Source organism: Halalkalibacter krulwichiae, from assembly GCF_002109385.1.
Lineage (GTDB): Bacteria > Bacillota > Bacilli > Bacillales > Bacillaceae_D > Halalkalibacter > Halalkalibacter krulwichiae.
In genome coordinates this window covers 2,121,573-2,135,212 of sequence record NZ_CP020814.1, presented here as the reverse complement: position 1 = coordinate 2,135,212, position 13,640 = coordinate 2,121,573, and the positions used below count along the sequence as shown (strand labels likewise).

Genomic DNA, 13,640 nt, shown 5'->3' with positions numbered 1-13,640 from the left:
CCCCTCCTTTTTCAGAAAAAATAAAAACCACTTCCAAGATTAAAGAAGTGGCTTTACTATCAATAAGACTAAAAACATTAGACAAATTGAATAATAGATTTTTACACTTCTTCCCTACGCTAGTACGAACTAGATCAGGTTTTAAGGGTTAAGACTACTGTCTCTCTCAGCAAATTTTGCACCCCTAGCAGCGAAAACATTTTAAATTGTGTATAAATATACTTCTATTTGTAACATACTTAGAATATAACTTCAACATAGATCTTCCATTTTCTCTGAATTATACCATTCTATTTATAAGAGTGGACTATAATCTCACAATAGTTCTTCCTCGAGCATCCCCGTTTAAAATGGTTTGAAGAGTCACTGGTAATTCGTCTAATGTAATTTCGTTTACAATGTCAGAATGAAGATGTGTTGGTTTTAAATCAGTTGCCAACCTTGCCCATACTTTTTCTCTTAGTGGCATTGGGCAATATACAGAATCTATTCCTAGCCAATTTACTCCCTTAATATAAATGGAAAAACACTTGTTTCTACCTTTGTTCCTCCAGTTAAACCACTATTAGCAATCGAACCACCATATTTAATTAGAGTTAATATATGCTCTAACGTCCTCCCGCCAACTGGGTCCACCGCTGCTGCATATAGTTCTTTTCTTAATACTCTTTTCTCTTCACTAAGAAATAGATCACGGTGAATTACGTCAGTAGCCCCTAGTTCTCTTAAGTAATCATGCTCCGTTTCTTTTCCCGTACTTGCTGTTACTTTATACCCTCTTTGAGCTAACATGTTTACAGCTAAACTACCAACTCCACCTGTTGCACCTGTCACCAACACCGATCCTTGTTCGGGTGACAGGCCATTTTCCTCCAAGCGTTGGATCGATAAAGCTGCTGTCAAGCCTGCAGTCCCAAGAATCATAGCTTCTTTTAACGTTAACCCGTTTGGTAAAGACACAACCCAATTGGCTGGGACAATTGCTAATTCACTAAAACCTCCATCATGTGATACCCCTATATCATAACTTGTGGCAATCACTTCGTCTCCTTTTGAAAAGCGTTCATCACGCGATTCAATAACCGTACCCGCTAAGTCAATGCCCGGCACTAAGGGATAAGATTGAATAATTTTCTTAGGAATGGTTGCTAAACCATCTTTATAGTTCACGCTTGAATAAGAAACCTTAATTGTAACCTCACCCTCGGCAAGGTCTCTTTTCGTTCTTTCTTGTATGCTTATAACGCTCTGATCTTTAGCTAAATCAAATACCAAGGCTCGATAATGATTCAATATACTACAACTCCTTAAAATAAAATATTGACCACTTACTTCTTTCTTTTCCACTGAATTCCCTTCTTTTTCCTAAACATGATTACTAACTGAAGCTTAGTTTAAAGAGTACAGTGTGATCTTTATTACAGTCATAAATGATCTAATTCGTTAAATTGAAAACATTGATAAAGGCTTTTATACAGCAAGGAGGAATTTTAATGGTTTTACCAAAAGAACACGGTACGTGGATGATGTTTTTCTTACCTTTCTTACTTGGAGTCATTACTTCAACACCTAGCCTCGTCCACATCCCGTTATTTGTCGGTTGGTTTTTTCTCTATTTAGCTTCTACACCACTGTTAACTATTTACCGCAATAAAAAACGTAATCAAGAAATGTTCCGATGGCTAATTTTGTATGCAGTTGTTGCTTGTATATTTCTAATACCGATCATTTGGATTTATCCGTTTTTACTTTGGCTTGGATTATGCCTTTTTCCTCTTCTTTTAGTTAATATTTATTTCATTAATAAAAAGAATGAAAGAAGCTTATGGAACAACCTTAGCGGAATCATAACATTTACACTTGGAGGAGTTGCGTCTTATGCAATCGTTGCACCCTATACAATAGAAGTCATTCTATTATTGATACTCGTAGCTTTTTATTTTACAGCAAGTGCGTTCTATGTAAAGTCATTAATTCGTGAACGTAAAAACATACAATTCAAGAAAAAATCTCATTTATTCCATCTACTTTTATTACTAGTTCCAACGCTGCTCTGCATTCCCCTTTTTACGTTTGCCTATTTGCCTAGTGCATTAAAAGATTGGTTAACTTCAAGAAAGAAACAATTACAACCAATGAAAATTGGTATAATTGAAATTGTAAATGGTTGTATATTTTTTGTTCTCTATCTTGTTCTGATGTAATTCATAAGGCTGACTAGGAATCGCGCTTTTCCTTAGTCAGCCTTTTCAACCTTTCCAAACTGCACAGCTCTTGGTATATAGTTACAATACGGTTCACTTTCTAAATAATCACCTGTTACTGCAAAAGCCCTAGCACGAGAACCACCACAAATAAATTTATATTCACACGTTCCGCATTTTCCCTTATAAAGTGATGGATTTCTTAGCGAAGTAAACACAGGATGCTCCCGGTAAATAGTTGCAAGGTCATTTATACGTATATTACCGCAATTAATTGGTAAGAAGCCACTAGGAAAAACATCACCAATGTGTGAAATAAACAAAAAGCCATTACCATCATTAACATTTTGAGCTCGACCTAAGCAATCGCGATCTAAATGGCTTGAGTTCATTTTATAGTTACTATTTTCTCCTTGTCTTTGAATCAAGACTCTTCGAAAGAACGGTGCTTCAGTTGTTTTAATATCAAAAGATGCTGTTTTCTTCAAGTCAACTAACCAATTCATCACTTCCTCGTGTTGATCTGGGGTAATAGGCTGAAGGTTTTTACCTCTTCCTGTAGGTACAAGAAAGAATACACTCCACAGTACTGCCTCTAACTCACTTACTAATTCAGCTATTTCCCTCATATGTTTAACATTAAATTTCGAAACAACCGTATTAATCTGTAATGGCATCTTCAATTCTTTTAAATGTCGGATGGCTTTCATTGTTAAATCAAATGACCCTTTTGTTCCTCTAAAATGATCATGAATATCTCTATTATGGCCATCTAGACTAAACGCCCATCGAGATAACCCAGCTACTTTAGCTTTTTCCATCACTTTTTTTGTAACTCGAGGAGTAGCGCTCGGTGTCATAGAGATTCGGACTCCTCGTTTAACTGCGTGTTCGATTAATTCAAAAAGGTCCTCTCTAACTAATGGATCTCCTCCGGTAAGAACAAGTAATGGATTATTCATTTGATAGATTTGATCAATTAACGCTTTCCCTTCTTGTAAAGTCAATTCTCTAGAATCCCGTAAATGTTGTGCTTCAGCACGACAATGAAGACATTTTAACGCACACGCTCTTGTTACTTCCCAAATAACAATAAAAGGATTTTGATGATATTGCTGGATCACAGATAACCACTCCTTTCTCTTTCTAAAGACATGATAATGGTAATTAAAGAAAAAAGGAGTGAAGTCTATCACAATAAAATTGGCAATAACTCCATTCACGAGATTGTCACTTTTTATGTGAGCTGTATCACCTTTTGTTAAGACAGAAAAAGTTAGAGTTAATTTGTAATAAAATACGAGGAGGTTATCAAATGGAACAAGTATTTTTCAGAACAACAAAAACGGGTGATATAGTAACAAAATTTCCTAAAGCGAGTCAGGTGCTTAAGGAATACAAAATTGACTTTTGTTGCGGAGGAAACCAACCAATTTCAGAGGCTATAAAAGATCGACATCTAAATGAAGAAGAAGTATTAAATAAACTGAACTCTCTCTATTCTGAAGCCTACTCAAGCAATGAGTCTATTAATTGGAGAGAAGCAAGCTATCCGACCCTTATCAATTATATAATAACAACACATCATGTTTATCTAAATGAAACATTACCTGAACTTGCAAAGTTCGTTACTAAAGTATATCGAGTCCATGGTAAAAAAAGAAAAGAATTGAAAGACGTTTATCACCTCTTTCATCAATTAAAGCTTGAACTAGAACATCACCTAATTGAAGAAGAAGAAAGGGTGTTCCCAAACATTATTGATTACGAAAGTAGCAGGGCTCAAACAAAACTAAATGCCACCTTGAAAACCATCTCTGAATTAGAAGATGAACACGAATCAGCAGGGACATTATTAAAAGAATTACGTCAAATTACAAATGACTATAGCCTACCAGAAGGAGCTTGCACAACCTATACACTAATGTACTTAAAGTTGCAAGAATTAGAAGCTGACTTATTTGAGCATATCCATCTTGAGAATAACATCCTATTTCCAAGATTAGAGCAAGAGGCTAGTAACGAATAACAAACGAAAAAGATAAACAAACCCATGCTAATTTAAAGTCGAAATCTTTAAGTCAGCATGGGTTTTATGATAGGTCATTTATATTGTATATTAAGATTCCATCTCGTTCTAAGTGAATAACTTTTCTCTTTCTTAATTGTGTCAACATTCGGTTCACTGTTTCTCTTGTAGTACCCACCATATTAGCAAAGTCTTGATTTGTTAAAGGTACCTCCAAATAAATGCCTTTTTCGTGTTTTTTTCCATGTTCGCTTGCCATTTTGATAATTACTTGTATAAAGCGTTGCTGTACATCTTTTGAGATGAAGTCTTGAATTCGATTTTGTAAATCGATTATTTTTTGTCCCATCACAGTCATAACCTTAATAGACATTTGTGGCCGTTTAAGTAATAACTGTTCAAAATCTTTAATCCTTATCACTAATAGCTCCGTATCACTAACGACTTCAGCAGTTGCAGGATAGGGCGATTGATCAAAAAAGCCAACATGCGGAAACATATCACCTTCCTTCAATAAAGAAATTACTTGCTTATTTCCTTCTTCATCTATTTTATAAGCCTTTACACTTCCATACTTAATAAAATAGACAGCTTCTCGTTGTTCCCCTTCCATGAAGATAACCATTCTCTTTTTATATCGTCTTTCATGAGTTATCAATAAAAGTTCATCGATTTCTTGGTTTGTTAAATGTTTAAAAAGTGGAATGTTCATTATTACCTTTCTCAACTTCCGCCCCCCTTTTACTAATAGCTATTCTAACACTCTTTAAGCAGGTTATCATTTCACCTATAAATGGTATGACGACAAAAAATCAACAGACCGAAATGTTGTTATTCATTATTGCCCTTTCCTGTGGCATACTAACATCATGATCACTAAGACAAGTTGGAGGCATTTTGATGAAGATTGGATATGCATGTATTAACTTAACACTTCCTTCAAAATTTAAAACATGTCGATTAAAAACGGTAGAAAATGAAGGCTTAAATAAAGTTAAAGAACTTACGATACATAACTTTAATGAAGTTCTAAAAAACATTAGCTGGAATATTGAACAGGGCATTTATTTCTATCGAATAAGTAGTGACTTAGTTCCTTTTGCTACACATGAAATAATGACTTGGGTATGGGAACAAGACCCTGATGTTTTAAATATAACAAAACAAATCAAAACTTTAACAAGCAAATATAGTTTGCGACTCACAATGCATCCAGGTCAATACAGCATTTTAAATTCCCCTAACCCTGAAATCGTTCGCAAAGCGATTTTGGATTTAGAGTATCATAGTAAAGTTTTAAACTTAGTAAAGGGAACTGATATGATTATTCATGTTGGAGGAGCTTACGGGAATAAAGAAGAAGCAAAAGAACGTTTTATTGAAACCTATCAAACCTTATCAAAAGACATTAAATCGAAATTACGCCTTGAAAACGATGATAAAACTTTCCATATCAAAGATGTAATCGATATTTACCAAAAGACAGGTATTCCTATTTTATTCGATTACCACCATAATCGCTGTAACCCATCTAGTGAATTAGAATTAACTGAAGCTCTAACCACAGTGTTTAAATCATGGGAATCTGTTGGACGCCCAAAAATGCATATAAGTTCAGGAAGAAATGCAGAGACAGATACAGCCCATCATGATTTTATATTAGAACAAGACTTTATTGATTTTCTACGTTTAATCGGTAGCCGTGAAGTGGATATCATGTTTGAATCCAAACGTAAAGATGAATCTGTATTACGAATATATCAACATCTAAAAAAAGGAACGATTGTGCCGGAAGAACATGGGATTACTGTTGAACTGGCTCCTAACCTTTATGAATCGTAATCCACATTATTAAAAGTACTACAGTACGTGAAATTAATTGTGTGTACTTTTTGGTTCTAACTTACTCTTTTTTTGGGGGCAGGTGACAAGTTATTTTACGAAACATCCTGCTCCATTAGAGACTGAAAATAATTGCTGTAAAGGGATGAGTCAATAATGATAGCTGTAATTTTTGATCTTGAGCTTATGAAACGCTTTAGAAAAGGGCAGCCAAGTGAAATCGTTGAAATTGGAGCATGTAAAGTTGATCTGCAATCAAGATCGATTACTGATCAATTTCAAGTTTATATCACTCCCAAAAGGGGCCAAATTTCTAAAAGTACGAGAAAATTCATTAAAATGAGTGAAGAGGACACAAAAAAAGCTGTTCCGTTTAATATAGGGATTGAACAATTTCGAAAATGGTTAGGTACCGATGAATATTATTTATGTTCTTGGGGAAAAGATGATCGGGCCCATTTTATAAATCAATCTGTACAATATAAGATCCCATTAGATTGGTTAGTTAATTATAATGACATTCAAAAGCCTATTAGCAAGATGCTTTCAGAAGATATTAATAATCAGATCGGTTTAAAAAATGCTTTGAATATTGCCGGAATTGAACTCACAGGTAAATCTCATAGAGGAATTGATGATGCGATTAATACCGCTGCTCTTTTCATTAAATTTCTTGATCGATTTGATTTAGAAAAAAATTCATTATCCGAAAAAGAAATAAAACTTCACTATAAAAAGTATAAACGCTCCCGTTTTCGTCATTTAGAGTCTGTTACGAAGAAGGTGTAATGATGGATTCCATTTTTGATATGACAACGCACGTGGACAAAAACTTTTTCTTATCACCTGTGCACATTTATACAATAAGTTCATTTGTTTTGGTTACGACTCTTTTTTATCATCTCAGAAATCACTATTTTGTGAGGAAATATAGTCACCTGCTGTTCATAGTACTGTTAGTGATTTCTGAAATTAGTATTGTAGCTTGGAGTATTGCTGTCGGCCAATGGGACATTCGCTATAACTTGCCTTTACAGTTATGTACAATAAGTTTGTACCTTTGTATTTTCATGTTAGCGACAAAAAACTTTTTACTTTTTGAGTTTGTTTATTTCTTTGGCCTAGGTGGCGCTATACAAGCAATTCTAACGCCTGATCTTTTTTATACATTTCCCCATTTTCGTTTTATTCATTTCTTTGTCGCACATATAGCGATCATTTTCTCAATTTTGTATATGGTCTGGGTTATGCAATTCAGAGTAACTTTTAGGTCATTAATAAAATCATTCGCTTTGTTAAATGTTCTTGCCATTCTAGCTTTTATTGTTAATATATATACGGGGACAAACTACATGTTTCTTGCGCGCAAGCCTACAAATCCAAGTATTCTTGACTATTTAGGACCTTACCCTTGGTATATTATTTCACTAGAATTTCTAGTGTTTTTCATATTTTTATTCCTTTATCTCCCTTTCATCCTTAATCAAAAACGAAAAGTTTTTTAACTTAATTACTTGATTTTTCTCGGGATCTATATAATAAGTACTCAATGGCTTCGTCAATATTTAATTTTTGCATGTGCTGAATAGTTACATTATTTTCCGCCAAAACTTGTTCTGCTTCTTCTCGGTTATTCGATATAATTTGAAGCGGTTCATTTTCAATTTTCAGTATCCAAGATTCATTTAATAGCGCCTCAGGTAAATGATCTACCCACAATTTAGCCCAATTATCTTGTATAACATCCTTTTCTAGTACATCAAGGACTTTACCATTATCCATCATACATAAATAATCACAGAGATGCTTTATTTCATCTAAAGTATGACTAGACATCATAATTGAGTTAAATCCGCTTTCCATATAGTTAGTTAAATCTTCTTTCATTTTCCGTTGTGAAAGAAGATCCACTCCTGCTGATGGTTCATCCAATAAAAGGAGTTTTGGATTATGGGCTAACGCAAAAATAAACTCGATCTTCTTCTGAGTTCCTTTCGAACATTTTTGAAATATTTCTTGTTCATCTATTTCATATCTGTTGACCAAATGCTCATATTTCTTCTGATCCCAATTGGGGTACCAATAGGAAATGAATGCTGCTAACTTCTTTACGTTCAAATCCCCAAAAGGTGTGAGACGATCACCTACATAACCAACCTGCTGTTTTAATATACTATCTTCAGTCGAAACTACTTGACCAAATAGCTCAACTTTTCCATCAGTAGCTTTTATGATATTCATGATTAACTTAAACAAAGTACTCTTACCTGAACCATTAGGTCCAATAACAGCTACTGCTGTTCCTTGTTCAATGTTTAGGTTTAACGGTCCGAGCGTAAACCTAGGATAGGTTTTGACTACTTCCTTCAATGTTAAAACAGAAACCATTATTTCCCCTCCTTCATTAGTTGCTGAAAGATCATTTGCATTTCCTCTCTTGAACAACCTAGTTGTTCTGCTTGTGAGATCGCTTTTCTAAAAGCATCATATGCAGCTTTATGCTTAGTTTCCTTTTGGACAGTATCTTCTACTTCTCTAACAAATGTTCCTTTTCCTTGAGCAGTCTTAATAAACCCTTTTATTTCAAGGTTTTGATATGCTCTTCTTGTCGTAATGACACTACACCCTAATTCTGTTGCTAGAGCTCGAATAGAAGGAAGTGAAGTTCCTGGTGAAAGCTGCCCGCCTACGATAAGTGCTTTAATTTGCGATTCAATTTGGTGATAAATAGGTTCTCTGCTTTCTTCTGAAACACGAATTGGCAGCTTCATTTATTCCTCTCCCTACACATAATCTCGTGTCCCTAACCTGATATATAAGAGTTTATACCATAAGGTAAAACCTAAACATCCAAGGACTAAAGATAAACATACAGCATACCATTGATATTGTTCAAGTAACCGAATACTGAGCTCAACGAAACCAACATGAAAAGTTAATGAAAACAACAATACAAACGCTACTACACTTATTGTCATAACAAAACTAAAGATATACAGCATTTTGCCACTCGTTCCATATTCAATAAAGGAATTAATCCCCCCTAAGGCTAATGCGTAACCAAACCAAAAAAGTGCAAACATCAGGTAATTACTAACTTCAAATAATGCTATAAACGATACTTGTAGCCTTAAAAAGATAGTCAGATAATATACAGCTGACATGGCAACTAAAGTAAACAACATAAAGACAGTCCTACTTAATACAAGAACACGAAATGGGATAGCCAACGACCGATAAAAACCCATTACCTTTGTAAAAGGATCAGTCTTAATCGTTTGAAACGTTAAATAGGGACCAGACATAACTAAAGCTGCAAATGAAGGAGTTATCCCGATAAAAATCAAATCTAACAAAAATTGATTAGATCTTTGCCCTTCTATGAATTGACCCAACATCGTTGCTGTGATAACTCCTACTAACATAACGAATAAAGCTGTTAAGAATATACTACCTGCTTTATTAATCATTTCTTTTTTGACTAACCACCATGTTTGCATCCACATACTCTTTCTCCTTTAACGATTGAAAATTTCTATGATAAACCCTCGATCTCCCGAGCCAAGTAAATCAAAACCTAGATAAGCTAAAATAGCCAATCCTATACACCAAGCAACTAAACTTATCGTCATCCAATAAGCAACTCCTTTTTTCGTGCCTCCTAACGTAATGCTCATTAACGCCGTTAAATGACTTCCAACAAAAAATGGTCCAATTAATGCTAAACCTGGTAATCCGTACTTTTTCCAAATCACTTGTGCTCTTCTTGATCTCTTACTTTCTTTTTGATCTTCATCTTTCTTTTTCTTTTTACGCCAACTTTTAATTTTTTCAATAAATACAATCACTAAATAAACGGTTAATAAATTTCCAATGACTGCAATTACAGTAACTAGTAGTGGATGTAATCCACCAAGAATCGCTAGTGGAACCACGACTAATGCTTCAAAAAAAGGAATAGCTGATAAAATAAATACAAGCACATACGCCCAAATGACATTAAGTAAATCCATTCTTTCCCCTCCAACTGTTATAGTGTATATATCTATATACACACTATAACATGTATTCACGAAGGATAAAACCTTTTTTTGGAAACTAGCAAAAAAAAAAGAAAAGATGTGCCAAATATCTTTTTGACACATCAACTATTAATAAATGAATTTATAGGTCGTTTTATCACATTTCTTTTTCCTGGAGTTCAACATAGCTTGCTGTACCAAGCGCTGGAGTTGTTTGAATTAAATTACGTTCAATTGTCCAAATGTGAACAACATCTCCTTCTTCAATATCTGTTAATTTTAAGGAAACATGCTCCTGATCGAACATCTTCGCCTCCTTTATATCAATATATACAGTATGGTCAATTAGTAACCACTGTTCCTCAACCTTTGTTACTCTGCCTGTTAAAGTTGGAACTAGAGAGGGAACCCAAGAATCATCCTTTTTATTCTTCGTTACAAACGGTAAAAAATATGAAAGCACAGTGGAAATTTTCGTAAAATATAACATTTCGTTTCACCTTCTTCCTAATTACTGATGAAACGATCATCTTCTAATTAACGTTTCAAGATTTCCTTATATAATTTAAAAGGTTGAAAATAAAAAAGGAGTCTTAGCAGGCTACCCTTTTAAGACTCCTTCTTCTTTATTTAAGAGAGATTTGGTTCAAATCAAATTGATTTTCATTTACACAAGTTTTAATAAATTGAGCTTCTTGCTCACTTAACCCGACTAACCCCTCATCACAGACAATAGCAGGACCATATAAAGCTTTTACTTGGTTATTCTTAACTTGTACGCCTTCCTGATAACAAATAAAGTTATATGATTTTCCCGCAAATGTACACTGTAACATGATCGACTCTCCATTGAAATAACGATTTAAATCATTATCAATCGCTGTTATCGTACATCCTTCTCTAGGTAACAATTCTACAATACGCATTACGTTCACTCCAACAATACTTAGTGAATGTAGTATTGCCAAAAAGGAGTAATAATATACTTAGATTTTATAAAGCCGACGGTATTTCTCTGTTAAATAGTTGATCAATGGCTTCGAGTCTATGCCTGTTCCCGTAATAGAGTGAATAATCTCTGCTGGCTGCTTCATCTTACCATGTTGATGCACATTTTTCGTAAGCCATTGACGAATCGGGGCAAAGTCACCCGTTCTAATCAAATCATCGAAATTAGTTACTTCTTTCAACATTGCTTCTTTTATTTGTGCTGAATAAATGTACCCTAGGGCATACGAAGGGAAATATCCAAAAGCACCAAAAGACCAATGAACATCTTGAAGTACACCTTCCCCATCATTTGATGGACGAACACCTAAATATTCTTCCATCTTATCATTCCATATTTGCGGAAGCTCTGCTACAGTAATATGACCTGCCATTAATGCCTTTTCAAGCTCATAACGTAAAATAATATGAAGGCAATAAGTTAATTCATCACTCTCAATTCGAATGAGTGATTGTTTCGCTTGGTTGATAGCAAAGTAGAAATCTTCTAGAGATACATCCCCAAACTGGCCAACAGAATGCTTTTTCAGAAGCTTATAGTTACGTTCCCAGAAACCATAATTTTTCCCTACAAATTTTTCCCAAAAAAGAGACTGTGATTCATGAATTCCCATTGATGTGCCGCTAGCTAATGGTGTCCCAATGAGCTCTTGAGAAATGTTTTGCTCATAAAGTGCATGACCACCTTCATGTATCGTTCCAAATAAAGCAACACGAAAATCTTTCTCATTATACTTCGTTGTAACACGGACATCATTCGGATTAATTCCTATAGCGAATGGGTGAACCGTTTCATCTAATCGACCAGCTTCAAAGTCATATCCAATTTCTTTTAATATTTCTAAGCTCAGTGCTTCTTGATTAGCACGAGGAAAGTTGTGATACAAAAAGTCTGTCTTAGGCTGATGAGGAGAATCTGTCACTTCTTTTACTAGCGGAATTAACTGATCTCTTAATTCGCCAAAAACTTTATCTATCGTATCTACGAACACACCTGGTTCATAATCATCTAATAATGTATTATAAGGATGTTTTTCATACCCCAGTAACCGACAAATCTTTTTTTGAACTCTACCAGTTTCTCAAGTTTAGGTTGAAACATTGCAAAGTCTGCTTTTGCTTTCGCTTCCTCCCATAGAGATTCCGATTGGGATTGTAACATTACGTATTCTTTATACTCTTCTTTTGGTATTTTCACATTTCGTTCATATGTTTTAAAACAATCATCTATTGTTTTTTGCGTAATGGGAGATAGTTGATTATACACACTACTATCTCTTAACTCATGTAAATACTCTCCCATCTGACTTGACGTAGAAAGCGAAAATACTTCTGCTGATAATGTACCAATAACCTCTGATCGTTGAACAACCCCTTTCTTAGGCGCTCCTGTTCGTGAGTCCCAAGCAAGCAAAGAAAGAGCCTGTACATAATCTTGTATTTTCTTTATATATTGTCTAAAATCATTTTCAAGTGTTTGTACACGTTCAGTCATCCTATAACCACCTTTATAAAAATTAATTAATTTCCATTTAAGTATTTCGCCATTCGAATGGTTAACCCTTCCTTTGGTTAAATACTTCTAGAAAATTATTTATAGCTATGTTATCTTTGGAGTGATAAGGAGGCACGACCATGAACTTTACAATCACTGATTCAGCAGCAAGTTTATATAAAAAGGAAATCCCTTTAAGTGATGGGGAAACCATACGTTTATATGTTAGAGTAGGAGGAATTGGTTCTGGAGGATTTTCGGTAGGTGTAATGAAAGAACAGCCATCTGACACATCTTTTAAAGTTAAAAAGCAAGGAATTACGTTTTTTGTTAATGAAGACGACTTTTGGTATTTGGATGATATGACTATTGACTATAATGAGGACACAGGCTATCTTGATTTTATAAACCCTCGGTTCTCTCAGCTAGATCATCCTGAGAACCACTAGGGACCTTTTAAATTTATATAAAGCTTAAAGGCTGCCATTAAAATCGGCAGCCTTCTTTTATTTTTTTGCTTCTTTTAATTGATGATCTGCTTTCGCTAGGAGTTCTTGAGACATTTCAAAAAAAGCTTCATCAACCCCTGTCTGATGAGACATCGCTTTATGCAACTGAACTTTGGCATCATTTAATGCATTTGTTGCTGCTTGAAGCTGTTCCTCATCCATACTTCTTGTCGCCTGACCAACCATGTGTTCAGCTGATAAAATTGACATTTCTACTTGTTTAATATCATTAAACCCAGACGGATTTGTCATTGTTATCTCCTCCTTATATGCCACTCTTATTAAGGTTATCCATCTCTAAACGAAAAAATACGATTGAAGCTTTTATCATTTCTGAAAAAAAAATTGAAATAAAAAGAATAAAAAAATGCTGAACGGACATCATAATAACCGAGGAGCAAGTAAAATTGCTTTCTCATCAAACACTATACAAAGTATTCAATACAATGATTACGATTTAAATCAACTCAGTTTGAGGTGATTACGTTGAACAGGATCCACGATTTTCAAGAGTGTTCGTAGAACATAATG

General features: G+C 34.5%; 15 protein-coding genes, 2 pseudogenes and 1 riboswitch. Of the genes and pseudogenes, 6 read left to right on the top strand and 11 right to left on the bottom strand.

Annotated features, from left to right (window positions below; translation table 11 throughout):
* Positions 1-94: 94 nt before the first annotated feature.
* A riboswitch (TPP riboswitch) is annotated at positions 95-196 on the bottom strand.
* 111 nt (positions 197-307) lie between these two features.
* Positions 308-1,293, bottom strand: a pseudogene (locus BkAM31D_RS10725) (acrylyl-CoA reductase family protein).
* Between the two features lie 200 nt (positions 1,294-1,493).
* On the opposite strand from BkAM31D_RS10725, the gene BkAM31D_RS10720 reads away from it, so the two are divergent.
* Positions 1,494-2,204: a YwiC-like family protein gene (locus BkAM31D_RS10720; protein WP_066151306.1), complete on the top strand. Its 711-nt coding sequence runs from the start codon at positions 1,494-1,496 to the stop codon at positions 2,202-2,204.
* Positions 2,205-2,236: 32 nt separating this feature from the next.
* On the opposite strand, the gene BkAM31D_RS10715 is transcribed toward BkAM31D_RS10720, so the two are convergent.
* Positions 2,237-3,328 (bottom strand): TIGR04053 family radical SAM/SPASM domain-containing protein, encoded by a 1,092-nt coding sequence (locus BkAM31D_RS10715; protein ID WP_066151308.1) that lies wholly within the window; start codon positions 3,326-3,328, stop codon positions 2,237-2,239.
* A gap of 191 nt (positions 3,329-3,519) precedes the next feature.
* Here BkAM31D_RS10715 and ric point away from each other — a divergent pair, with 191 nt between their 5' ends.
* Complete coding sequence (gene ric, locus BkAM31D_RS10710) at positions 3,520-4,233, top strand: iron-sulfur cluster repair di-iron protein (protein ID WP_066151310.1); 714 nt, start codon at positions 3,520-3,522, stop codon at positions 4,231-4,233.
* Between the two features lie 64 nt (positions 4,234-4,297).
* Here ric and BkAM31D_RS10705 read toward each other — a convergent pair whose 3' ends face one another.
* Entirely contained in the window at positions 4,298-4,960 is a 663-nt protein-coding gene (locus BkAM31D_RS10705) for a Crp/Fnr family transcriptional regulator (protein ID WP_235820312.1), read from the bottom strand.
* 173 nt (positions 4,961-5,133) lie between these two features.
* On the opposite strand from BkAM31D_RS10705, the gene uvsE reads away from it, so the two are divergent.
* The 3 genes from uvsE (at position 5,134) to BkAM31D_RS10690 (ending at position 7,580) form a co-directional block, all read left to right on the top strand.
* On the top strand, positions 5,134-6,075 hold the full coding sequence (uvsE, locus tag BkAM31D_RS10700; RefSeq protein ID WP_084372029.1) for a UV DNA damage repair endonuclease UvsE: 942 nt from the start codon (positions 5,134-5,136) through the stop codon (positions 6,073-6,075).
* Positions 6,076-6,231: 156 nt separating this feature from the next.
* Positions 6,232-6,864 (top strand): 3'-5' exonuclease, encoded by a 633-nt coding sequence (locus tag BkAM31D_RS10695; RefSeq protein WP_066151314.1) that lies wholly within the window; start codon positions 6,232-6,234, stop codon positions 6,862-6,864.
* On the top strand, positions 6,864-7,580 hold the full coding sequence (locus BkAM31D_RS10690) for a YwaF family protein (protein WP_066151317.1): 717 nt from the start codon (positions 6,864-6,866) through the stop codon (positions 7,578-7,580). Before BkAM31D_RS10695 ends, BkAM31D_RS10690 begins: the two co-directional genes overlap by 1 nt.
* Before the next feature lies 1 nt (position 7,581).
* Here BkAM31D_RS10690 and BkAM31D_RS10685 read toward each other — a convergent pair whose 3' ends face one another.
* From BkAM31D_RS10685 to BkAM31D_RS10655, 7 genes and pseudogenes are all read right to left on the bottom strand, one after another.
* The gene (locus tag BkAM31D_RS10685; RefSeq protein ID WP_066151320.1) at positions 7,582-8,463 is read right to left on the bottom strand and encodes an ATP-binding cassette domain-containing protein; all 882 of its coding nucleotides are present in this window, start codon (positions 8,461-8,463) and stop codon (positions 7,582-7,584) included.
* Positions 8,463-8,846, bottom strand: a complete 384-nt coding sequence (locus tag BkAM31D_RS10680) for a GntR family transcriptional regulator (protein WP_066151321.1) — start codon at positions 8,844-8,846, stop codon at positions 8,463-8,465. Before BkAM31D_RS10680 ends, BkAM31D_RS10685 begins: the two co-directional genes overlap by 1 nt.
* A gap of 12 nt (positions 8,847-8,858) precedes the next feature.
* Positions 8,859-9,581, bottom strand: coding sequence for a hypothetical protein (locus BkAM31D_RS10675; RefSeq protein ID WP_066151323.1), 723 nt, complete (start codon positions 9,579-9,581; stop codon positions 8,859-8,861).
* A 12-nt stretch (positions 9,582-9,593) separates the two neighbouring features.
* Positions 9,594-10,088, bottom strand: coding sequence for a small multi-drug export protein (locus BkAM31D_RS10670; protein WP_066151325.1), 495 nt, complete (start codon positions 10,086-10,088; stop codon positions 9,594-9,596).
* A gap of 166 nt (positions 10,089-10,254) precedes the next feature.
* Positions 10,255-10,587 (bottom strand): hypothetical protein, encoded by a 333-nt coding sequence (locus tag BkAM31D_RS10665; protein WP_066151328.1) that lies wholly within the window; start codon positions 10,585-10,587, stop codon positions 10,255-10,257.
* 136 nt (positions 10,588-10,723) lie between these two features.
* Complete coding sequence (locus tag BkAM31D_RS10660; protein ID WP_066151330.1) at positions 10,724-11,023, bottom strand: hypothetical protein; 300 nt, start codon at positions 11,021-11,023, stop codon at positions 10,724-10,726.
* A gap of 60 nt (positions 11,024-11,083) precedes the next feature.
* Positions 11,084-12,600: pseudogene (locus BkAM31D_RS10655) on the bottom strand (carboxypeptidase M32).
* A gap of 140 nt (positions 12,601-12,740) precedes the next feature.
* On the opposite strand from BkAM31D_RS10655, the gene BkAM31D_RS10650 reads away from it, so the two are divergent.
* Positions 12,741-13,049 (top strand): HesB/YadR/YfhF family protein, encoded by a 309-nt coding sequence (locus BkAM31D_RS10650; protein WP_066151334.1) that lies wholly within the window; start codon positions 12,741-12,743, stop codon positions 13,047-13,049.
* Positions 13,050-13,106: 57 nt separating this feature from the next.
* On the opposite strand, the gene BkAM31D_RS10645 is transcribed toward BkAM31D_RS10650, so the two are convergent.
* Positions 13,107-13,361: a DUF2564 family protein gene (locus BkAM31D_RS10645; RefSeq protein WP_066151336.1), complete on the bottom strand. Its 255-nt coding sequence runs from the start codon at positions 13,359-13,361 to the stop codon at positions 13,107-13,109.
* Positions 13,362-13,640: the final 279 nt, after the last annotated feature.